Origin of the sequence: Polyangium sp. y55x31 (assembly GCF_029946505.1) — a bacterium.
In the GTDB taxonomy this organism is placed as follows: domain Bacteria; phylum Myxococcota_A; class Polyangia; order Polyangiales; family Polyangiaceae; genus Polyangium.
Genome location: NZ_JARZHG010000025.1, coordinates 59,090 through 80,761 on the forward strand (window position 1 = coordinate 59,090; position 21,672 = coordinate 80,761).

The following is a 21,672-nucleotide window of genomic DNA, read 5'->3' on the forward strand; positions in this document are numbered from 1 at the left end:
CCACGGTATCCGAGGGGGAAATTCCGGGCAAGATGCGCACGGGCGCGCCGGGGCCGAGCAGGAGGGTGCCGCGCCGAGCCCCACGATTTCCGCGTTTCCAGGCGATGACGCCCGGCAAGCGCTGGTACGGCGCTCGCTCGGGTGCGAGGGGTGCGACTCGACGCGTGGCTCAAACGGTACTTTCCGGTCGTCGTGGGCCTGCTCCTCCTGGCATCGGCCTATTTCCAGGCTCGGGGGCTCAGCTACCTCGCAGGCGCGGCGATGATCGACGACGCGCCGGTGACGAAGCGGCCAAAACCGAAGATCCCGCCGCACCACGAGGAAGAGTCTGGCCGGCCGAGCGGAAACGTGATCCTCGAGCGCAACCCGTTCGATTCGTTGACGGGCCCGCTCGTGCCGGACCCGGCGATGCCCCCGCCGCCGACGGATCCGCTCGCCGATCCGCCGTGCGAGGTCGGGATGGTGACGCTGATCGTGTGGTCGGAGGACGATCCCGCGTGGTCGTTCGCAGCGATCGCAGGGCCGGAGGGCGTGCATCTGCACCGTCAAGGCGATCAGCTCGGCGGCTTCCAGGTGGCGCACATCGGGCCGGATCGGATCTGGCTGATGCGCGAGGGGCGGTTCTGCCAGATCGAGGTGCACGACATCGAGCGGCGCAAGGCGATGCAGGGGATGCAGCCGCCGATGAACGAGCCGCCGCGGATGACGCCGCCGATGAACGGGAACGGGCCACAAGCGGCGCCGCCCGCGACGCCGGGCAAGAGGCCCAAAGGGCAGCTCCCGCCGCACATCGCCGAGCGGATCCGGCAGACGGGGCCGAACCAGTACGACATCGACCGCACGGTGGTGGACGAGATCCTGACGAACCAGTCGGAGTACCTGCAGAAGGTGCGCGTGGTGCCGGCACGGCAGGGCGATCAGACGGTCGGCATGAAGATCATGGGCGTGCGCAAAGGCACGGCGCTCGACGCGATCGGGCTCCGGCACGGCGACCAGCTCCAGAGCATCAACGGGTTCGAGATGACGAACCCACAGAGCGCGCTCGAGGCCTACGCGCGGCTCACGTCGGCGAATCAGATCCGCGTGAACGTGATCCGCAACGGTCAGCCGACGACGCTGGAGCTCAACATCAAGTAGCAGCGGGCGCGCGCGCCTCGTCGGCCGCGCCCGCTTCCAGGCCCGCGAGCCACTCCTTCGCGAACGCGTCGTACCGGCCCGCGAGGATGGCCTCGCGCGCCTCGCGCACGAGCGTGCCGTAGAGGTGCAGGTTGTGCGCGGTGATGAGGCGGAGGACGAGGATCTCGCCCGCGAGGAAGAGGTGCCGGAGGTAGGCGCGCGAGTAACCCGCGGCGCAGGTCGGGCAGGCGCAGGAGGGATCGAGCGGCGAAGGATCGGTCCGGTAGCGCGCCTGCTTGATGACGATCTTGCCCGTGCGCGTGAGGGCCTGGCCGTTGCGCGCGTTGCGGGTCGGGAGCACGCAGTCGAACATGTCGACGCCCGCGCCGATGGCGCGAACGAGATCGTAGGGAGTGCCGACGCCCATGAGGTAACGCGGCCGCTCGGGATCGAGCGTGTGCGCGACCTCGAGGAGGACCTCGTGCATGCGGGCGATCGGCTCGCCGACGGAGAACCCGCCGAGCGCGAGGCCGTCGAAGGGCATCGCCGCGAGCTCCTCGGCATGCGCGCGCCGAAGGGCCGGATCCGTGCCGCCCTGCACGATGCCGAAGACGGCTTGATCCGGCCGCTTGGCCGCGAGGCAACGCTTCGCCCAGCGCGTCGTGCGCGCGCACGCGGCCTCGAACTCGGCGCGCGAGGCGTCGCCGGGCGGGCAGATGTCGAGCTGCATGGCGATGTCGGCGCCGATCTTCCCCTGCACCTGCATCGCCACCTCGGGCGTGAGGACCTTCTTCGATCCGTCGAGGTGCGAGCGGAAGACGAACCCGTCCTCGCTCGTCTGCCTGCGCTCGGCGAGCGAGAAGGCCTGGAAGCCGCCCGAGTCCGTGAGCATCGCGTGGGGCCACTTCGTGAAGCGGTGCAAGCCCCCGAGCTCGGCGACGATGTCGGGGCCGGGACGGAGCCAGAGGTGGTAGGTGTTGCCGAGGACGATGCGCGCGCCCGTGGCCGCGACCTCGTCCGGGCTCATCGTCTTCACGCTGCCCTGCGTGCCGACGGGCATGAACGTCGGCGTGGGGACGTCGCCGTGCGGCGTGGTCAAGATGCCCGTGCGCGCCGTGCCGCTCGTGGCGAGGGTGCGGAAGGCATATCCGGGCGTGGTCGGCCCGCTCATCGTGATCTCCTCAGAAGCATCGCGTCGCCGTACGAGTAAAACCGGTACTTCTCCTCGATCGCGACGCGGTAACTCTCGAGGATCCGCGGCAGGCCCGCGAAGGCCGAGACGAGCGCGAGGAGCGTCGACTCCGGCAGGTGAAAATTCGTCAGCAGCCGATCGACCACGCGGAAGCGATAGCCCGGCTGGATCAACAGGCGCGTCTCGCCCTCCCGCGCGACGACGTACCCCTCGCGCTCGGGGTCCGCGGCGCTCTCCAGGGCGCGCACGCTGGTCGTCCCGATCGCCACGATCTCCCGTCCTTCCCGGCGCGCGCGCGCCACGGCCTCGGCCGTCTCGGGCGGCACGCGGTAGGCCTCGGCGTGCATCGGGTGATCATCGAGATCGGACACTGTCACCGGCTGAAACGTGCCAAGACCGACGTGGAGCGTCACACGCGCAAGCTCCATCCCGCGCGCGTAAAACCGCTCGATCAGAGGCTCGGTCAGGTGCAGGCCCGCGGTCGGCGCGGCGACGGCGCCGGGCTCGCGGGCGTAGACGGTCTGGTAACGCGCGCGGTCCGCGGCGTCGTCGTCGCGACGGATGTACGGCGGGAGCGGGACGTGGCCGGCGGCGTCGACCGCATCGGGGACGGAGCGGCCCTCGGGCGAGAAGAGGACGACGTCGAAGAGGCCTCTTTCTGCGCTTGGGGGCTTCGCTCCGGCAAGCGGAGCTTCGCCCCCAAACCCCCCGTCGCGACCTTCGATACGCGCGACGAGCGAGACAGGGCCGTCGATCGTGATCTCGGTGCCTTCGCGGAGCGGTTTGGAGGAGCGACCGAGGGCGCGCCATCGCTCGGCGGGGAGGCGTTCGCCGCTTCGATCGAGGTGCGTCTCGGCGACTTTGCGGACGAGGAAGATCTCGACCTTGCCGCCGCTCGTGGCCTTGCGGCCGAGGAGGCGCGCGGGCAGGACGCGGGTGTCGTTGACGACGACGAGCGCGCCTTCGGGCAGGCGGTCGGGCAGGTCGCGGATGCTTTCGTGTTCGAGGCGGCCGGGCTCGTCGTCGACGACGAGCAGGCGCGCGCTTTCACGATCCGGGGACGGATGTGCGGCGATGAGCTCGGGCGGGAGTTCGTACGTGAGGAGATCGCGGCGCACGCGCGCCTGTTAGCACGCGACTTGCGCCGGAGCCGGCGTCTTGCTCTGCAAGAGGCGGCTGAGCTCGGAGAGGGCGTAGGGCTTGGGGATGAAGCCGGCCGCGCCGCAGTCGGCGCGCTCCATCTGCCGCGAGGAGAGGTGGTAGGCGCTCGCGAGGTAGACGCGCACGTTCGGGAACATGCGGCGGATCTGACGCACGAGGTCCAGACCACTCATGCCTGGAAGCATCAGGTCGACCATCGCGACGTCGACGGGCTTCTCGGCGAGCAGGCGCAGCGCCTCTTCCCCGGAGGCCGCGCCGAGGACCTCGAAGCCCTCCAGCCGAAGGCCGATGGAGAGCGTCTTGCGTTGATTCTCCTCGTCGTCGACGATCAACACGCGCGGCATGGGAAGGACCCCTTCGGAGACGACGCCGACACGAAAGCGCTCGGGTTCGTCTTTGCCGTTTTTCAAAGCAACGCGCGTTCCATCGGCGGATCCCGCGAAAAACCTGCGGTGTTCGACGCCGCAACGCATCATCCGGGGCAGATGATTTTCGCCGTGAACATTGCAGGGAGGAAACGATGGGCGGACGTCACATTGCAAATCTGCAACGTCCCCGTGACGGAATCGGACGGTTGGGACGGGTTCAGACCGGGGGGTAGGTGATCGCCAGCCGCGTCATCTTGCGCCAGAGCGTGGTGGCGCTGATGCCGAGCACCTCGGCGGCGCGCTCGCGGCTGCCGTCACACTCGCGCAGCGCCACCTCGATGGCTTGACGCTCGGCCGAGTCGACAACGTCGGCGAGGGCGCGGCCGCCGCTCGTCGGGGCCGACTTCTGCGAGGGGCCGGGCGCGAGGCCGAGGTCGTCGATCGTGATGATGCCGCCGCCCGAGAGCGCGACGGCCTGCTCGACGAGGTTCTCGAGCTCGCGGATGTTGCCCGGGAACTCGTAGTTCGAGACCGCCTCGAGCACGCCTTCGCCGACCCGCGCCTTCGTGCTCATCTTGCGGTTGTACTTGTCGAGGAAGAACTCGAAGAGGACCGGGATGTCCTCGCGACGCTCGCGCAAGGGCGGCAGGATGAAACGCGCCACGTTGAGGCGGTAGTAGAGGTCCTGCCGGAAGCGACGCTCGGCGACGGAGTTCAGGAGGTCCTGGTTCGTCGCGGCGATGATGCGCACGTCGACGCGGATCGGTTTGTTCTCGCCGACGCGGCGGATCTCGTTCTCCTGGATCGCGCGGAGCAGCTTCGCCTGGAAGGTCAGCGGCGTCTCGGCGATCTCGTCGAAGAAAAACGTGCCGCCGTCGGCCTCCTCGAAGAGGCCCTTGCGCGCCGAGACCGCGCCCGTGAAGGAGCCTCGCGCGTGGCCGAAGAGCTCGCTCTCGAGGAGCGTCTCGCTGATGGCCGCGCAGTTCACGGGGACGAACGGACGATCGGCGCGCTTCGAGTTCGCGTGGATCGCCTTGGCCACGAGCTCCTTGCCCGTGCCGCTCTCGCCCGTGATGAGCACCGTCGCGTCCGTGGGCGCGACGCGCACGATGCGCGCGAGCACCTCGCGGATCGCGTGCGAGCGGCCGATGATGTTCTCGAACTTGTAACGCTCGCGGAACTCGGTCGCGAAGAGCGAGACCTGGCCCGTGAGCCTGCGGTTCGCGATCGCGCGCTCGACCTTCACGAGCAGCTCCTGCTCCGTGAAGGGCTTCTGGATGTAGTCGAAGGCGCCGAGGCGCATGGCCTCGACGGCGCTCTCGATCGTGCCGTACGCGGTCATCACGATGACCTCGGTCATCGCGTGCGTCTCCTTGACCGCGCGCAGGACGCCGATGCCGTCGTTGCCGCCCATGCGCAGATCGGTGAGCACGAGGTCGTAAGCGCCCTTCGAGCCGCGATCCGCGCCTTCTTTTCCGTCGCTCGCCTCGTCGACTTCGTAGCCCGCGCTTCGCAGCATCATCGCGAGCGTCGTGCGCATGTTGCGCTGATCATCGACGACGAGAATCTTCGCCATGGATTCCCCCGGCCTCCGTCTGGGGGCCTTTACACGTGAGAGCGTGTCGCGCGGACAGCCGGATGACTGATGCCGCGCGACCCTATCATCGCCACGATTGGCCCGCTCGTCAGCTCTTGTGGTGCGAGAGCTGCTGCGAAAGGTAGAGCGGTTCGCCGAGCTTCTGAAGCAAATCGAGCTGGGTTTCGAGCCAGTCGATGTGCTCTTCCTCGCCAGCGAGGATGCCCCGCAGCAAGGATTCGCTCTGGTGGTCACCCTTCTCACGACAGAGAGCGATCGAGCTGTTCAGTCGCGCGACGGCCGCGTACTCGAGATCGAGGTCGCTCTTGAACTGCTCGGGCACGGTCTGGCCCACGTTCAGCTTGTCGAGGCGCTGCAGGTTCGGCAGCCCTTCGAGGAAGAGGATCCGCTTCATGATCGCCTCGGCGTGCCGCATCTCGTCGATCGACTCGTCGCGGCTGCGCTCGGCGAGCGCCAGATATCCCCAGTTCTCGCACATCTTGGCGTGCATGAAATACTGGTTGATCGCCACGAGCTCGGCGGCGAGCACCTCGTTCAGCGCGTGGATGACGTCTCTGTCGCCCTTCATGGAAGACCTCTAGCGGCAAGGGTTACGGCTCCGGCGATACGGTCGCCGCGATGTCCGCCTAGCACGCTATCGGAAAAATGGGCAGGTGCGTGAGCGCTCTCGATACAAAACAGCGCACCATCACGCGACAAACGCAGCCGCGCGCACGTAACGCTGGAGATGTCGAAAACCGTTATCGAGAACCGAACGAGCCGAGCCGAACCATCAAGCCGCCGACGAGGCGGATCGAATCAAACGCAACCGACGAACCCCGCAACTCGGGGCGGAATCGGCACTTTCCGTGGAGACCGGTCCATCCCCCTCGACGAGGGACTTCACGGTCGCCCGACACGAGCCGCATCGCGTGCCAGCCCGCGTCTTTTCCATGACCTCGTGGGCCGTCGAGGCACCTGCGCCCACGAGGTCCAGAATGTCCTTCTCCGATACCGCCTCACAGATGCAGACGTACATAGGTGCTGATCCGACCGTCCGGCGTCCTGTTGATGTTGAGAATAGCTTTCAACATCAACGAGGTCAACCCCAGTCGCAAGGATCGGCCGTCTGTTCGAGGCGGAGGGGTCACATGGCGAGGCCGCCGTCGACGTCGATGGTGCGGCCGTTGAAATACTCGCACTCGATGACGAAACGGACGGCGAGCCAGAGGTCCTCGGGCACGCCGATGCGGCCGACGGGGATCGCGGCGACGAGGGCGTCTTTGGCCTTCTGGTTCATGCCCTGGGTCATGGGCGTCTCGACCATGCCGGGCGCGACGCAGCCGACGCGGATGCCGAACGGCGCGAACTCGAGGGCCCAGGTCTTGGTGTTGGTGGCGAGCGCGGCCTTCGCGGCGCTGTAGTTCGACTGTCCACGGTTTCCGTGACGCGCGATCGAGCTGATGTTGACGATGACGCCCTTCTCGCCGCTCGTGGCCATCTTGGCGACGACGTCGCGGACCATGTAGGTCGCGCCCGTGAGGTTGACGTCGATGACGGCCTGCCACTGCTGGGCCGAGAGCTTCGTGATCGCGCCGGTCGTGCGGTCCTTCTTCACGAGCAGGCCGTCGCGCAGGATGCCGGCGTTGTTGACGAGGCCGTTCAGGCCGCCCATGGCCTCGTGCGCGAAGTCGACGAACGCGGAGACCTCGGCCTCATTGCCGACGTCGAGGCGCTTCGGGTGGATCTTGCCGCGGAGATCCTTGGCTTCCTCGGCGAGCGAGGCGAGCGCGGCTTCGTTCACGTCGCCCGCGACCACCTGTCCGCCGGCCTCCGCGAGGCGATACGCGTAATGACGGCCGAGGCCCGAGGCAGCGCCGGTGACGATGAACTTGGTGTCTTCGAGTCGCATGGTCTCCTCCAGAAAGCGAGGGGCGAAGGGCCCTCGGATGCGGGGTGATACACGGGCGGATGGAGATCGGGAAGGCCACGCTTGCGCCGGATGCGCCGGGTGTTATTTCCCGAGCCATGCTTCGCCGCGCGCTCTTCGTTCTGTGTATGGCCCTCGGCTCCGTGGCCGCATGCAAACGCGACGTGCCCGTCCCCGCCGCGTCGGATCCCGCCGGAAAGGATCTGGTGGAGGGCGCCGTCGTCGCGGCCTCCGAGTCGAGCGGAGGCATCCGGCTCTACAAGATCGTCCACGTCGACGACTACCCGGAGCCCGCAGGGCCCGAGTACCACATGATCGCCTACAACCCGAAGGTGCCGACGTTCCAGGACGCGGCGAACCTCTGGAAGCACAAGCGGAGCGAGGTCACGGTCGCGATCGACCACATCTTCGTGCGCCTCGTGAGCTTCGGCAAACGCGACCACCGCGTGCTGTTCGTCGAGCCGGTCACGGAGGAAGAGAAGGCGCCGTACCTGAAGGCGCGGCACTAACTAGCGCGTCCGCGCGGCGATCGCGGTCGCGAGCGACTGGATCGCCTGCGCGTGCAAGCGGCTCGCCCAGCTCTTGCTGATGCCGAGGTCCGCGGCGATCTCGTCGAAGTCCTCGCCCTGGAAGTAGTGCCGCTCGACGAGCTTGCGCTCGCGTTCGGGGAGAGCGCCGACGGCGCGGCGAAGGGCGTGGGCCATCTCGGCGCGCGAGGTGTTCTCCTCGGGCGTGCCCGCAGCCGAAACGAGGCCGAGCGCGAGGGCCGCGGCGTGCGCTTCGAGGAGGCGATCGAGCGCGGAGACGTGGTCGTCCTCGGAAAACCCCGCGTCGTCCGGGGCCGCGGCGAGCTCGATGGAGAGGCGCTCGGCGCAGAGGAGGGCCGAGGCGCGGGAGAGCGCCCGGCGTGAACGGCGCTCGCGCTTGATGCCGTCGAGGATGGCCCAGCGAACCTTGCGCGCGACGTACGTGGGGAGCGAGGCGCGGCTCGGATCGAAGGTGCGCGCGGCTTCGAGCAGGCCCTCGTCCGCAAGGGCGCGCATGTCCTCGAGCGGGACCATGTGCCCGAGCCTGCGCACCATCCAGCGCAGGACATGCTCCTGGATGGGCCGGCCCTCGTTGTAGTAGCGCTCGATCGCGGGGTCTTCGCCGAACGAAGCGACGCGCAAGTTCACTCGTCGGCCCCGGACCCGGTTCGCCGCGCACGAATGCCGCTGGCCCGCCGGACCTCGGGCGGTTCGTCGCCTTCGAGGGCCGCACCGATGAACGCCTCGCCGCTCTCCTCGACGTACCTCGGCGCAGCCCGGCGGAGGACACGCGCGGCCTGCTCGTCGGTCGCGAGACGCTCGGCGAGCTCATCCCGCAGGAAATCGAGGTCTTCGCTGGGGAGGAGGCCGCGGTACGGGGCGACGGCGGCGTCGATGCGCGCCGCGACCCAGGGGTCGGCGAGGAGGGGGTGCATCGGTAAGGAAAAACCTAGCACCCGGAGGAGCGACGAAACAAGGGGAAAGTGCCGTCCCGAGGTTCACTCGGACGAACCAGGTTTTTCCGCGGGGTTTTTCCGGGGGGCGCGGGCGAACGACGCGCCCTCGGATCACTTCGGCGGGTTCTCCCCGTTGAGACACTCGTCGAACGCCTTCACCGTCTTCGCGGCCATCGCGCATTCGAGGCGCTTGCGCTCGGCCACCTTGCCGACGAGGCTCTCGATGCAGCCGTTCGCCCACGGCTCGCCCATCTTCTGGACGACCGCGTCGATGTTCTTCACGGCCTGCTCGCGCTGTTTGTCCGTGAGCCTCTTGTCGAGCCCGGCGATCTGGTCTGCGCGCTGCACGGCGACGTACTGCTTGCCGAGCTCGACGCAGTCCTTCTCGGTGAGCGTGTAGTCGTCGGCGGCGCCCTCGTCGGTGATCTTCTTCGCGCCGTGCGAGAGCGGCTTTGGCTCGGGCGCCGCGGGCTCTGTCGTCGTCTCGTGCGGCTCGCTCGCCCCGTCGTCCGGGGCAGAGTCGTTCCGGCTCGTGGCGTCCTCGGGCGGCGGGGTGGATCCGCCGCAGCCGAAGGCCCCGAGCGAGATCATCGTCGCGAACGTCGTGGCGAGCGCGGGCTCCGCGAGCGTGGAGAGCAGGGAACGGCCGTTCATGGACGGAGAAGCGTACGCCCGCTCCTTTTGCACTGTCCATCCTCGCCGGTACGTCGGTGCACGGACCGAGGTCGCTCCGACGTCGATCGACGTTGGCAGAGCGCGTGCAGGCAGGTCGCACGGGGCGGAAACCAATGCGATCGTTCTGGGTTTACATCCTGCTCGTCGTGGGCGCGGTGCTCCTGCTCGGCTCGCTCGAGGGGAGCGAAGAGCGAATTCCTTACGCTCGGTTCCGGGACATGGCCGAGCAAGGCGTGCTCACCGAGGTGCAGATCAAGGGAGACACGTACATCGGGCGCACGGCGCCGAGCGCGCCCGTCGGGACGTCACAAACGTTCCGGACCGGGCGCATCGAGGGAGCCGAGACCGCCCTGCTCGCGACGCTCGACGCGAAGGACGTCCCGTACACCCGGGTCTCCGACGGCGGGCCGTCGCTCTCCATGATGCTGCTCTGGGCGCTCCCGCTCGTGGGCGTGCTCCTGCTCGTGGGCTCGATGTCGCGCAAGGCGCCGACGCCGAACATCACGAACCCCGCGCTGAACTTCGGCAAACACAAGGCGCGGCTCTACGTGGACAAGGGAGCGCCGATCACGTTCCGCGACGTGGCCGGCAGCCACGAGGCCAAAGCGGAGCTCACCGAGATCGTCGAGTTCCTGAAGGCCCCGGAGCGATATCGCAGGCTCGGCGGGCGCATCCCGAAGGGGTGCTTGCTCGTGGGCCCCCCCGGGACGGGCAAGACGCTGCTCGCGCGGGCCGTGGCGGGCGAGGCGAACGTGCCGTTCTTCAGCATCTGCGGCTCGGAGTTCGTGGAGATGTTCGTCGGCGTGGGCGCGGCGCGCGTGCGTGATCTCTTCGCCCAGGCGCGCGAGAAGCCGGCCGCGATCCTGTTCGTCGACGAGCTCGACGCGGTCGGCAAGGCGCGCGGCGCGGCCGGGCCGATCGGCGGCAACGACGAGCGCGAGCAGACGCTGAACCAGCTCCTCACGGAGATGGACGGCTTCGACGGCGCGACGGGGCTCGTGGTGATCGCCGCGACGAACCGCCCCGAGATCCTCGACCCGGCGCTCACGCGCGCCGGGCGCTTCGATCGGCGCGTGTACGTCGATCGGCCGGATCTTCGCGAGCGTCGCGAGATCCTGGAGGTGCACGCGCGCAGGGTGCTGCTCGGGGCCGACGTGAACCTCGACGACATGGCCGCGCAGACGACGGGGCTCGTGGGCGCGGATCTCGCGAACCTGCTGAACGAGGCGGCGCTGCTCGCGGCGCGCAGGCACGCGACCGCGGTGAGCAAGCAGGATCTCGATGAGGCGATCGAGCGCGTGATCGCGGGGCTCGAAAGGAAGAGCCGCAGGCTCGGCGCGCACGAGCGGGTGGTCGTGGCGTACCACGAGGCAGGGCACGCGATCGCGGCGGAGCTCTTGCCGACGCAGGATCCGGTGCGGAAGGTGTCGATCGTCCCGCGCGGGATCGGCGCGCTCGGCTACACGCTGCAGAAGCCGCGCGAGGATCGGTATTTGATGAGCCGGCAGGAGATCCTCGATCGGCTCGTGGTGCTGCTCGGCGGGCGCGTGGCAGAGCAGCGGACGTTCGGCGACGCGTCGACGGGCGCGCAGGACGATCTCGTGAACGCGACGGACATCGCGCGGCGCATGGTGCGCGAGCTCGGGATGGGCGGCGCGTCGCTCGGCCTCGCGTCGTTCGATCCGCGGCGAAGCGTGACGTTCGAGCGCGGCGGCTACGACTACAGCGAGGAGACGGCGCGGACCGTGGACGCCGAGGTGGGGCGGCTGCTCGCAGATGCAGAGGCGCGGACGAAGGCGCTCATCAACGAGCACTTCGATGCGCTCGAACGGATCGCGCGGCGGCTTCTGGAGGTGGAGACGCTCTCGGGCGAAGAGGTGCGGGCGCTCTTGCACGCGCCGTCCGTGGACAAACCGAAGGTCGCGGACGCGGAGAACGTCGACGTGGCGATCGAGGACGTGCCGACGAGCGAGGCGCGGCCGCGGGCGGCTTGTCGGTAGAAGCGTCGATCACGCAAGGCGCGGGCGACCGGTGCCCGCGCCCCGCCGCTCACTGGATCCACCGGAAGAGCCGCTCGAAATCGAGCCCTTCTCCCCGGAACAGCACCCCGAGCACCTGCCCTCGCACGAGCGCGCTCGGCACCGTGCCCATCACCCGGCTGTCGAGCGACGCGGGCCGGTTGTCGCCCATCACGAAGAGGTGATTCGGAGGCACCACCAGAGGACCGAAGTCCTCGAAGTCGCGACCTCCCGACTCGTGCGCGAGCCCGCCGAGGTGCTCCAAGAACCGCCCGTCCGGCAGCCGCTCGATGCGCTGCGGCCGACCGTCGATGTAGAGGATCCCCCGCTTCATCGCGACGGATTGTCCCTCCGTGGCGACCACGCGCTTGACCAGCGGGATCGCGCCGCCGCGCGGATCGGCGAAGACCACGACGTCCCCGGGGCGCGGGCTCTTGTGGTGGAAGAGCCAGGCGTCGGTGAACGGGATGCGAAGGCCGTAGGCGGCTTTGGCCACGAAGATCCGATCGCCGGGCTCGATCGTGGGCCACATCGAGCCCGTGGGCACGTGGTACTGGTCGGCGAGCGAGGCGCGCGCCGCCGTCAGGACGAAGACGAGCGCGAGGAACTTGAGGGTCCGTTTGAAGAGGCCCACGAGGAGGCGCCTGCGTCGCGACGCGACGGGCGGCGTAGCCTCTTCGGAGAGCGTGAGGGAAGGCTCGAACGAGGCCATCGCGTGGTGGTCGGTAGCATCACGGCCAAGGCCGATCCAGCCTGCGCGCATGACGAACGCCCACGCATCCGCGGCAAAGCTCACGCTCTGCGGATCGATTTCGCTTTATCCGGTTTCCCTCGGCTCCGCGATGCACCTCGCGGGCTACCGCGCGCTCGGCTTGCCGTTCACGTACGTGCCGTTTCGCGTGACGGATCTCGGGGGCGCGATCACGGGCATGCGCGCGCTCGGGATCCGCGGGCTCGGCGTGTCGATGCCGTACAAGCAAGAGATCCTCCCGCTGCTCGACGCGATCGATCCCCTCGCGGCGAAGATCGGCGCGGTGAACACGGTCGTGCAGGAGGATGGGCGGCTCCTCGGGCACAACACCGACTGCGTGGGCGCGGTGCGCGCGCTCGAAGAGGTCGCGCCCGTGAAAGGCGCGCGCGCGCTGGTGCTCGGGGCCGGCGGGGCCGGGCGCGCGGTGGCGCACGGGCTCGCGGATGCAGGGGCGAAGGTGACCGTGACGAACCGGAGCGTCGACAAGGCCGAGGCGCTCGCGGCCGAGGTCGGAGGACGCGCGGCCGGCATCGAGGAGGCGCGAAACGCGGGGAGCTACGACATCGTCGTGAACGCGACGTCCGTGGGCATGGGGGAGATCACGGCGGAGAGTCCGGTGCCGGAGGAGGCGATCCCTGCCGGGCTGCTCGTGATGGACATCGTGTACAAGCCGATCGAGACGGCGCTCGTCCGCGCGGCGAGCCGGCGAGGCGCGCGCGTGATCCATGGCGGGCGCATGCTCTTGCACCAGGCCGCGCGGCAGTTCGAGCTCTACACGGGCGAGCGAGCGCCGCTCGACGCGATGGATGCCGCGCTCCGGGAGCAAATCGCGATGCTCGGGTGAGCCGGGCCGGATCCGAAGAGCCTTTTGTTTGCAGACCGTCGTGGTCTGCCGGCATGCTCCGCGCCGTGGATCGTCGGGCCCTGCTCCTCGCGCAGCTCGCCGTCGTGGCCCTCGGATGCAGCGCCGAGACATCCCCCGCACCCGCGCCCGCCTCGACGAACGTCGCCGCAGCCGCGCCCGCTTCTGCGGCCGCTTCTGCTTCGGCTTCCGCTCCCGCTTCCGCCGCCGCTTCCGCTTCGGCTTCCGCTCCCCTCCCCGAGCCTCCGCCCGAGGGCATGATCGCCCTGCCGCCGGCCATCTACCTCATGGGCTCGCGCGCGCTCGAGGGGCTGCCCGAGGAGAAGCCGATGCACGAGGTCGTCCTCGCCGGCTTCTACCTCGACCGCACCGAGGTCACCGTCGCCGCCTACCGCGCCTGCGTCGCCGCCGGCGCTTGCACCGCCGCGCACACCGGCGAGTCCTTCTGCCCCGGCGACACCCCCGACAAGGCGAACCACCCCATCAGTTGCATCGACTTCCACCAGGCCGAGGCCTACTGCGCCTTCGCCAAGAAGCGCCTGCCCACCGAGCGCGAGTGGGAGTACGCCGCGCGCGGCGGCAGCGAGCACCGCAAGTTCTCCTGGGGCGACGACCCGCCCGACGAGAAACATGCCTGCTACGACCACCCCGGCACCTGCCCCGTCGCCTCCTTCCCCGCCGGCGCCTTCGGCCTGTACGACATGTCGGGCAATGTGTGGGAATGGACCTCCACCGTCTACGGCCCCTACCCGGACGAGCGCACCACCGGCACCCACCGCGTCTACCGCGGCGGGAGCTGGAGCCGCCGCTTCCCCAAGTGGCTCCGCACGGCCCTGCGCAATCGGTACGAACCGAACAAGTGGAGCGCCTCGCTCGGCGTGCGTTGCGCGAAGTCGCAAACCCCCCTCGCCTGCCCGCCCGACACCGAGCCCCGCGGCGAAGCCTGCGTCCGCGTGAAGGGCGATCCCACGTGCGAGCCCGGCCTCTCGTGGAACGGAAAAGCTTGCTCGCTCGGCGGCGTCGCCCTGCCGGTCGGCGCCGAGGTCGCCGCTTCCCCGGCCGCCACGGCCTCCCCGACCGCCGAACCCCCTGCCGCCGCGCCCGCGCCCGTCCGCCGCACCCGCACGCCTCGATTCGACGACGATTGCAAGGCACATTACGCCGGCCGCCCAGCGGCTTATCGTTACGAGGGGGGCACGTTTTACAGCCGGAACCCGGTCATCGCCGGTGACGGCTGCACGAAGCGGGACATGGGCGAGAACTGGACGAGCGCCTGCTGTTCGGGCTAACGCATACATCGGTGGTGCGGCTTTCGCGGGGCCGCGGGGCGCTCGCGAGCGTCGCTGGTGGCCTAAGGCCGCTCGCCCATCTAGGCTGTCCCGCCTCTGGGGGACCCCGCTGCGCTCGGACGAGCCGAGCCACCGCGCCACCCGAGCCTCTGTTTTCCCATGCTGCCCTTCGAGATTCGCGCCGCCACCCTCGGTGATGAGGAGCAAATGCTCCGCGTCGCGCGACACCTCAACTCGGTCAATCTGCCGCACGATCGGGACGCGATTCACGAGATCGTGAGCCTCTCCCACAAGAGCTTCACCGGCGAGATCAAGGATCCACGCCTGCGGCAGTACGTCTTCGTCCTCATCGACCGCGTGAAGCAGCACATCATCGGCACCTCGATGATCATCGCGCAGCTCGGCCGGCGCGGCGCGCCCTACATCTACTTCGACGTGCTCGACGAGGAGCGGTACTCGGCCACGATCGACCGGCACTTCCACCACACGCTCCTGCGCATCGGTTACTCGTACGACGGCCCGACCGAGATCGGCGGCCTCGTGATCATGCCCGAGTACCGCCGCACCGACCGGCTCGGCACGTTCATCTCGTACGTCCGGTTCCTCTACCTCGCGGCCCACCGCGACCTCTTCCAGCAGGAGGTCCTCGCCGAGCTCATGCCCCCGCTCGAGCCCGACGGCACGAGCCACCTCTGGGAGGCCCTCGGCCGGCGCTTCACGGACATGACGTACGCCGAGGCCGACCGGCTCTCGAAGAAGAACAAGGAGTTCATCAAGGGCCTCTTCCCCGAAGGGCCCATCCACGCGTCGCTCTTGCCCGTGGAGGCGCAGAAGGTCATCGGCAAGACCGGCCTCCAGACACGCGGCGTGGAAAAACTCCTGCGCCGCATCGGCTTCCGCTACGCCCACCGCGTCGACCCCTTCGACGGCGGCCCGCACTACACGGCGCGGATGGACGAGATCACGCTCATCGCCGACACGAAGCGCACCCGCGCCGATCGCCCCTACGCCCCGATCGCCGGCGATCGCAAAGGCATCCTGGCCGTCGAGATGCCCGAGCCCCCGTTCTTCCGGGCGGTCCTCGGCCACCTGCGCGAGGGCCCGCGCGGCGTCGCCATCGACGACGAGGCCTGGGAGACGCTCAACCTCCACCACTCGAGCCCGCTCATCGTCCTCCCCATCGAGTGACGCCTGGGGGCCACGCTCGGCGAGCCGAGCTGCGCCCCCAAACCCCCCGACGCTTGGGGGCTACGCTCGGCGAGCGAGCTGCGCCCCCAAACCCCCCCGACGCTTGGGGGCTACGCTCGGCGAGCGAGCTGCGCCCCCAAACCCCCCCGACGCTCCGGACAACCCTCTGGCTGCGCACCGAGCCGTCGCGCTCGCCCCCTTGTATTCTGTGCGTTCTTTCGCTACAGAATTTTTAGTACACAAGGGAGCCACGCATGGTTGCTCACCCGGACCCTCCGCTGTCCGTCCACAGCGATCTCGAAGGCCTCACACGTGGTCTGAGCCACAAGGCACCGACCCCCACACGCGCCGACCGAGGCAGGTGGCTCTCCACGCGTGAGCTCGACATCCTGACGGCGGTCGCCGAGGTCGCCCTCCCCCCAGGGCGCTTCCTCGAAGGCGCGGGCCGACAAACCGCCGAGGCCACGCACCGTTACCTGTCCGACATCCCCCGCGAGGCGAGCCGCGTCTTTCAGGCCGCGCTCTGGGCCGTCGAGCTCTCCACGCTTCCCACGAAGCGAAGGCCATTCTCGGAGCTCTCCTCGGAAGCGCGCCTCTCGACGCTCCGGCGCTTCGAGCAATCGCGCGTGCTGCCGATCCGCGAGGTCGCTCGTGTCCTGCTCACGCCGCTCAAAGCCATGCATTTCGACCGGCCCGAGATGTTCCGCCACGTCGGCTGCCGCTACGAGCTCGAGACGGTGCGCGACGAACAACCCCGCTGGATGGCCCGCGTGACCGACGGGCGTGACGTCGAGGAGGATCTCGACCTCGAATGCGAGGTCGTCGTGGTCGGCACGGGCGCAGGCGGCGCGGCCGCGGCCTACGAGCTCGCCTCGCGCGGGCGGGCCGTGCTCCTGCTCGAGGAGGGCCATTACCACAGGCGATCGAGCTTCAACGGCAGGCCCTCCCGAGCGTTTGGCAATCTCTATCGCGACAAGGGAATGACCGTCGCCCTCGGCAACGTGAACATCCCCGTCTGGGCCGGCCGCGCCGTCGGCGGCAGCACGGTCATCAACTCCGGCACCTGCTATCGCGCCCCGGCCCGCACGTTCGCCTACTGGCGTGATCACCACGGGCTGCCCCGCGACTTCTCGCCCGAGGGCCTCGGCCCCTATTACGAGCGCGTCGAGGCCATGCTCGGCGTCGCCCCCGCGAATCCGCTCCACCTCGGCAAGATCGCCGGCATCATCGCGCGTGGCGCCGAGCACCTCGGCCTGCGCCACCACGCGCTCACCCGCAACGCGCCCGATTGCGACGGCCAGGGCATTTGTTGCTTCGGCTGCCCCACCGGCGCGAAACGCTCGACCGACGTGAGCTACGTGCCTGCCGCGCTCGCCCGCGGCGCCGAGCTCGTGACGGCCGCGCGCGTCGATTTCGTGGACATCGTGGCCGGACGCGCCCGTGGCGTCACCGCGACGCTCGGCGCCGAACGAACGAAAGGCCGCGCCCCGCGCCTCCGCGTCCGCGCGGATGCCGTGGTCGTCGCCGGCGGCACGCTGATGACGCCGCTCCTCCTGCGCCGCAGCAGCGCGTGCTTATCCTCGGGGATGCTCGGGAAAAACCTCTCGATCCACCCCGCCTCGAAGGTGATGGCGCTCTTCGACGACCGCGTCGATCAATGGAACGGGATCCCGCAAGGGTATTCGATCGACCATTTCGCCGAAGAAGGCCTGCTCTTCGAGGGCGGCTCCCTCCCGTTCGACGTCGCCGCGATCGGCGTGCCCTGGTCGGGGCCGAGGTATGTCGAGGTGATGGAAAAATACCCATACCTCGCGACGTTCGGCTTCATGATCCAGGACCATAGCCGCGGCGAAGTGCGCACGGGCCCCGGCGGCCGCCCGCTGCTCTTTTATCGCATGAACGAGCGGGATACGCGGCTCCTCCAGCGCGGCGTCGAGATCCTCTGCGAGGTCTTTCAGGCCGCCGGCGCGCGCCGCGTCTTGCCTTTCGTCGCGGGCCACGACGAGGTGAACACGAAGGAGGCCCTCGCCCGGCTCCGATCGAGCCGCATGCAGCCGAGCGACATCGAGGTGACCGCTTACCATCCCCTCGGAACGTGCCGTATCGGAACCAATCCCGCCCGCTCCTGCCTCGGCCCCGACCACGAAGCCCACGACGTCGCAGGGCTTTACGTATGCGACGGCAGCGCCGTCCCGTCGTCGCTCGGCGTGAACCCCCAGATGACCATCATGGCCATGGCCCTGCGCGCCGCCGAAATCCTCGATCAGCGGCTCGGCTAGACGGCTGGACGAAATGCCGCTTTAACAGACACCGCCGGCGAGGACGATTCGCTTTGCTGGACGAATCGCCGTTTTAGCAGACGCATTTCCCTGATCATCGGACATTCCATGTCCGACCGATTATCGTCCGAGTGCTTCCACGTCCGTCCGAGCGGTGGTAAGGTCGGTCGCCCGAGGGACGGTCCCCGGGGTGATTCCAGCGGATCACTTCCTTCCCGAAGCTGCGGCGTCGCCGCTTCGAAAGAAATCCGTCGTGCGGCCCGAGCGCCGACGATCGCGCAAGAGCGTACGGTGGGGGACGGAAGTGGAGCGCTCGAATCGCTGATGTTCCTGCTTACAGGAAGGTTTCAACAGCAAATGAGCAACAAAGCGCAGTCCCCCCGCGGGGGGTGGCGATGGGCGCTCACGGCGGCTTTCATGAGCCTCGCCGTGGCTTCTTGGACGGGGTGTAGCGACGGCGGCGGATCGAACACGACCGACGGCAATGGCGGCTCCGGAGCGACCGGCGGCAACGGCGGCACCGGCGGCACCGGCGGCGGCGACACGTGTCCGGCCGGACAAACCGACTGCGACGGCTCCTGTACGCTCACCGACATCGATCCGAACAACTGCGGCGCGTGCGGCAACGCGTGCGCGGCCGGCGAGACTTGCACCGCCGGGCAATGCGGCCTGGCGTGCGCCGGCGGCACGACGAACTGCAATGGCAAGTGCGTCGACACCACCATCGACACGGCGAACTGCGGCACCTGCGGCACGGCCTGCGCGGAGGGCGAGGTCTGCTCCGCGGGGCAATGCGGCCTGGCGTGCGCCGGCGGCACGACGAACTGCGACGGCAAGTGCGTCGATACCACGATCGACCCGACGAACTGCGGCACCTGCGGCACGGCCTGCGCGGCCGGTGAGGTTTGCTCGGCCGGCCAGTGCGGCACGCAATGCGTGGGCGGCACGACGAACTGCGATGGCAAGTGCGTCGACACCACCATCGACCCGATGAACTGCGGCATGTGCGGCACGGCCTGCGCGGCCGGCGAGGTCTGCGCGAACGGGCAATGCGCCCTCGCCTGCGTCGGCGGCACGACGAACTGCAATGGCAAATGCGTCGACCTCACGATCGACGCGATGAACTGCGGCATGTGCGGCACGGCGTGTCCGGCCGGTCAGGCTTGCTCGAACGGGCAATGCGCCACGCAATGCGTGGGCGGCACGACGAACTGCAATGGCAAGTGCGTCGACACCACCATCGACCCGACGAACTGCGGCATGTGTGGTACGGCCTGCGCGGCCGGCCAGGTCTGCGCGAACGGGCAATGCGCCCTCGCCTGCGTCGGCGGCACGACGAACTGCAATGGCAAGTGCGTCGACACCAAGGTCGACCCGCTGAACTGCGGCATGTGCGGCACGTCGTGCCCGAACGGCCAGGTCTGCTCGAATGGCATGTGCCAGCTCGCCTGCGTCGGCGGCACGGCGAACTGCAATGGCAAGTGCATCGACCTCTCGCTCGACCCGCTGAACTGCGGCGCGTGCGGCGCGGCGTGTGCCTTCGGCGAGGTCTGCACGGCCGGCAAGTGCAGCCTCAACTGCGTCGGTCAAACGACGAAGTGCGGCCCCCTCTGCGTCGACATCAAGACGGACACGGCGAACTGCGGCATGTGCGGCAAGGCCTGCGCCGCGGGCCAGGTCTGCTCGAACGGCATCTGCCAGCTCAGCTGCGTCGGCGGCACGACGAAGTGCGGCAATGAGTGCGTCGATACGGAGACGGACGGCGCGAACTGCGGCATGTGCGGCAAGGTCTGCGCGGCCGGCGAGGTCTGCGCGGCCGGTCAATGCAACCTGAACTGCGTCGGCGGCACGAAGAAGTGCGCGAATACCTGCGTCGACACGAAAAACGACCCGGGCAACTGCGGCGCCTGCGGCAACGTCTGCGCCGCCGGCCAGGTCTGCACGAACGGCCAGTGCGCCGCGCAATGCGGCCCCGGCACGACGAAGTGCGGCAACGTCTGCGTCGACACGAAGCTCGACCCGAGCAACTGCGGCCAATGCGGCAACGCTTGCGCCGCCGGCCAGGTCTGCTCGAACAGCCAATGCGGCGCGACGTGCGCGGCCGGCACGACGAAGTGCGGCAACGAATGCGTCGACACGCAGACGGACGAGGCGAACTGCGGCGTGTGCGACAACGCCTGCTTGCCGAGCGTCGCTTGTTATGCGGGCGTCTGCCAGCCGGCCGGCGGGTGCGGCACGCTCGGTGATTGCGGCACCTGCGAGCAATGCGCGCTCGACGGTCTCTGCTCGGACGAGCTCGCGACCTGCGCGAACGACCAGGACTGCGTCGACCTCTACAACTGCATCGCCATGTGCCCCGCGGGCGACCAGATGTGCGCGAACATGTGCGGCCAGCAGCACGCGAACGGGATCAACCCGTACAACGACTTGCTCGATTGTCTCTACTGCCAGGAGTGCGGGACGGTCTGCGGTGTCGACCCGGTGGCATTCCAGTGCCCCGCGTCCTGCGACAACAAGAACAATTGCCAGAGCTGCTTCGATTGCTCGATGGCGATGGGCGGCATCTGCGAGGACGACCTTCAGATCTGCCTCGGCAACCCGGAGTGCACGGCGCTCTCGCAGTGCCTCGACATGTGCGCACCGAACGATCTGCAGTGCAGGCTGGACTGCGAGCAGGCGCACGTGTTCGGCATCGCGGACTACAACGCGATCATCATCTGCGGCGTTTGCCAGGAATGCCCGAATGACTGCAACGGCGGCATGACCTGCCCGTGACGATAGGCGCGCCCGTCCGGATGCGGGGGAAAACTCCGGATCCGGGCGGGAGCGGTTTCCCGACCTACCAGGGTGGAGTAAGCTCCGCCCATGCCGAAGACCCCTCCCAAAAAGCGCGGCCCGGGCCCGAAAAAGCCGTCCGGCGTCGAGCTCCCGTCCGCGCAGCGATTCGCTCCCCTCGCAATCGGCCTCGGCCTCGGCATGATGATCCTGATCACGGTGACGGCGCTGCGAAGGCGGCCCGCGCCCGCGCCCGCCGCGTCGGTGGATCCGGCGACCGAGACGCCCGCGCAGCGAACCGAACGGCTCGCCCGCGCCTGCGAGGCCGCGCGCACGATGCTGTGGACCGGCGGCGCCTGGGGCGCGATGCCGCTCGAAGGATTCACGGTGCGTCTCTGGCTCGGGCCCAAAGACGGGAAGATGGTCACGCATCCGGTGATCGAGGCCGCGAGCCAGAAGAGCACGCTCGGCGAGGACGTGGACGTGGTGCTCGCGAAGGTGAAAGACGGGTCCGTGTCCGTCGTGCGAAACGAGCCGCAGGGCGAGCTCGAAATCGCCTTTTCGGAGGGGTATGCGCGGGCCTTCTTCGAGCTCGAAGGCCGCAATCGATTCATCGGCCTCGGCGAACGAATCGCCCGCGAGACGAACGCCGACGGCGCCGCGCTTTACGCCGGCTGCTCGCACCTCGGCACGCGCGACGTCGGCGCCTGGTTCCGCGGAAAGGACACGAAAAAAGCTGCCGCCGCCCTGGTCTACGTGATGGGTTTGCCCGGCGGCGTCCGGACGCCGCAGCACGTGCCGGCGGCGAAAGACCTCGCCACGATCCAGGCCGCCACGGCCCCGCTCGACGACGGAACGATCCTCGAAATCGTGCGGGACGACGGCGCCCGCACGGTCACGACCGACGGCGTCTCCATCACGTTCCCGTTCTCGAACCCCGTCCGCGCCGCGCAATCGAGCGCGAAGCTCGCGGAGAAGCTCGTCCTCCGCTGAAGCGAACAATGGTGCA

General features: G+C 69.0%; 20 protein-coding genes. 9 read left to right on the plus strand and 11 right to left on the minus strand.

The genetic code is table 11. From position 1 onward, the window contains the following. Window positions 1-150: 150 nt before the first annotated feature. Window positions 151-1,137 (plus strand): type II secretion system protein GspC, encoded by a 987-nt coding sequence (gene gspC / locus QHF84_RS33230; RefSeq protein ID WP_281317516.1) that lies wholly within the window; start codon window positions 151-153, stop codon window positions 1,135-1,137. Here the strand turns inward: gspC and tgt are convergent. The 7 genes from tgt to QHF84_RS33265 all read right to left on the minus strand — a co-directional run bounded on the left by tgt (window position 1,130) and on the right by QHF84_RS33265 (window position 7,325). Beyond that, a complete protein-coding gene (tgt, locus tag QHF84_RS33235; RefSeq protein ID WP_281317517.1) occupies window positions 1,130-2,287 on the minus strand; it encodes a tRNA guanosine(34) transglycosylase Tgt in 1,158 nt (385 codons plus the stop codon). The two genes, gspC and tgt, sit on opposite strands and share 8 nt — an antisense overlap. Further along, the gene (queA, locus tag QHF84_RS33240; RefSeq protein WP_281317518.1) at window positions 2,284-3,426 is read right to left on the minus strand and encodes a tRNA preQ1(34) S-adenosylmethionine ribosyltransferase-isomerase QueA; all 1,143 of its coding nucleotides are present in this window, start codon (window positions 3,424-3,426) and stop codon (window positions 2,284-2,286) included. Before queA ends, tgt begins: the two co-directional genes overlap by 4 nt. Before the next feature lie 9 nt (window positions 3,427-3,435). Next, window positions 3,436-3,813, minus strand: coding sequence for a response regulator (locus tag QHF84_RS33245; RefSeq protein ID WP_272424968.1), 378 nt, complete (start codon window positions 3,811-3,813; stop codon window positions 3,436-3,438). A 241-nt stretch (window positions 3,814-4,054) separates the two neighbouring features. After that, complete coding sequence (locus QHF84_RS33250) at window positions 4,055-5,413, minus strand: sigma-54 dependent transcriptional regulator (RefSeq protein ID WP_281317519.1); 1,359 nt, start codon at window positions 5,411-5,413, stop codon at window positions 4,055-4,057. Between the two features lie 109 nt (window positions 5,414-5,522). After that, window positions 5,523-6,002 (minus strand): bacterioferritin, encoded by a 480-nt coding sequence (gene bfr / locus QHF84_RS33255; protein WP_281317520.1) that lies wholly within the window; start codon window positions 6,000-6,002, stop codon window positions 5,523-5,525. A 204-nt stretch (window positions 6,003-6,206) separates the two neighbouring features. Then, the gene (locus QHF84_RS33260; protein ID WP_281317521.1) at window positions 6,207-6,452 is read right to left on the minus strand and encodes a (2Fe-2S)-binding protein; all 246 of its coding nucleotides are present in this window, start codon (window positions 6,450-6,452) and stop codon (window positions 6,207-6,209) included. Between the two features lie 108 nt (window positions 6,453-6,560). Next, window positions 6,561-7,325: an SDR family NAD(P)-dependent oxidoreductase gene (locus tag QHF84_RS33265; RefSeq protein WP_281317522.1), complete on the minus strand. Its 765-nt coding sequence runs from the start codon at window positions 7,323-7,325 to the stop codon at window positions 6,561-6,563. A gap of 116 nt (window positions 7,326-7,441) precedes the next feature. On the opposite strand from QHF84_RS33265, the gene QHF84_RS33270 reads away from it, so the two are divergent. Continuing rightward, the gene (locus QHF84_RS33270) at window positions 7,442-7,852 is read left to right on the plus strand and encodes a hypothetical protein (protein ID WP_281317523.1); all 411 of its coding nucleotides are present in this window, start codon (window positions 7,442-7,444) and stop codon (window positions 7,850-7,852) included. Here the strand turns inward: QHF84_RS33270 and QHF84_RS33275 are convergent, their stop codons facing one another. From QHF84_RS33275 to QHF84_RS33285, 3 genes are all read right to left on the minus strand, one after another. Continuing rightward, the gene (locus QHF84_RS33275) at window positions 7,853-8,512 is read right to left on the minus strand and encodes a sigma-70 family RNA polymerase sigma factor (RefSeq protein ID WP_281317524.1); all 660 of its coding nucleotides are present in this window, start codon (window positions 8,510-8,512) and stop codon (window positions 7,853-7,855) included. 2 nt (window positions 8,513-8,514) lie between these two features. After that, window positions 8,515-8,805 carry a hypothetical protein gene (locus QHF84_RS33280; protein ID WP_281317525.1) on the minus strand — a complete coding sequence of 97 codons (291 nt, stop codon included), beginning with the start codon at window positions 8,803-8,805 and terminating at the stop codon, window positions 8,515-8,517. A 132-nt stretch (window positions 8,806-8,937) separates the two neighbouring features. Next, on the minus strand, window positions 8,938-9,480 hold the full coding sequence (locus QHF84_RS33285) for a hypothetical protein (RefSeq protein WP_281317526.1): 543 nt from the start codon (window positions 9,478-9,480) through the stop codon (window positions 8,938-8,940). 134 nt (window positions 9,481-9,614) lie between these two features. Here QHF84_RS33285 and ftsH point away from each other — a divergent pair, with 134 nt between their 5' ends. Beyond that, the gene (gene ftsH / locus QHF84_RS33290; protein WP_281317527.1) at window positions 9,615-11,501 is read left to right on the plus strand and encodes an ATP-dependent zinc metalloprotease FtsH; all 1,887 of its coding nucleotides are present in this window, start codon (window positions 9,615-9,617) and stop codon (window positions 11,499-11,501) included. A 49-nt stretch (window positions 11,502-11,550) separates the two neighbouring features. Here the strand turns inward: ftsH and lepB are convergent, their stop codons facing one another. Then, window positions 11,551-12,282, minus strand: a complete 732-nt coding sequence (gene lepB, locus QHF84_RS33295) for a signal peptidase I (RefSeq protein WP_281317528.1) — start codon at window positions 12,280-12,282, stop codon at window positions 11,551-11,553. Between lepB and QHF84_RS33300 the strand changes: the two genes are divergently transcribed. The 6 genes from QHF84_RS33300 (at window position 12,281) to QHF84_RS33325 (ending at window position 21,656) form a co-directional block, all read left to right on the plus strand. Continuing rightward, complete coding sequence (locus QHF84_RS33300) at window positions 12,281-13,114, plus strand: shikimate dehydrogenase (protein WP_281317529.1); 834 nt, start codon at window positions 12,281-12,283, stop codon at window positions 13,112-13,114. The two genes, lepB and QHF84_RS33300, sit on opposite strands and share 2 nt — an antisense overlap. A gap of 65 nt (window positions 13,115-13,179) precedes the next feature. Next, on the plus strand, window positions 13,180-14,421 hold the full coding sequence (locus tag QHF84_RS33305) for an SUMF1/EgtB/PvdO family nonheme iron enzyme (protein ID WP_281317530.1): 1,242 nt from the start codon (window positions 13,180-13,182) through the stop codon (window positions 14,419-14,421). A gap of 159 nt (window positions 14,422-14,580) precedes the next feature. After that, a complete protein-coding gene (locus QHF84_RS33310) occupies window positions 14,581-15,609 on the plus strand; it encodes an arginine N-succinyltransferase (protein WP_281317531.1) in 1,029 nt (342 codons plus the stop codon). Window positions 15,610-15,863: 254 nt separating this feature from the next. Beyond that, a complete protein-coding gene (locus tag QHF84_RS33315) occupies window positions 15,864-17,888 on the plus strand; it encodes a GMC family oxidoreductase (protein ID WP_281317532.1) in 2,025 nt (674 codons plus the stop codon). A 429-nt stretch (window positions 17,889-18,317) separates the two neighbouring features. After that, complete coding sequence (locus QHF84_RS33320; protein ID WP_281317533.1) at window positions 18,318-20,663, plus strand: MXAN_6577-like cysteine-rich protein; 2,346 nt, start codon at window positions 18,318-18,320, stop codon at window positions 20,661-20,663. Window positions 20,664-20,753: 90 nt separating this feature from the next. After that, the gene (locus QHF84_RS33325) at window positions 20,754-21,656 is read left to right on the plus strand and encodes a hypothetical protein (protein WP_281317534.1); all 903 of its coding nucleotides are present in this window, start codon (window positions 20,754-20,756) and stop codon (window positions 21,654-21,656) included. The last annotated feature ends 16 nt before the right edge of the window (window positions 21,657-21,672 follow it).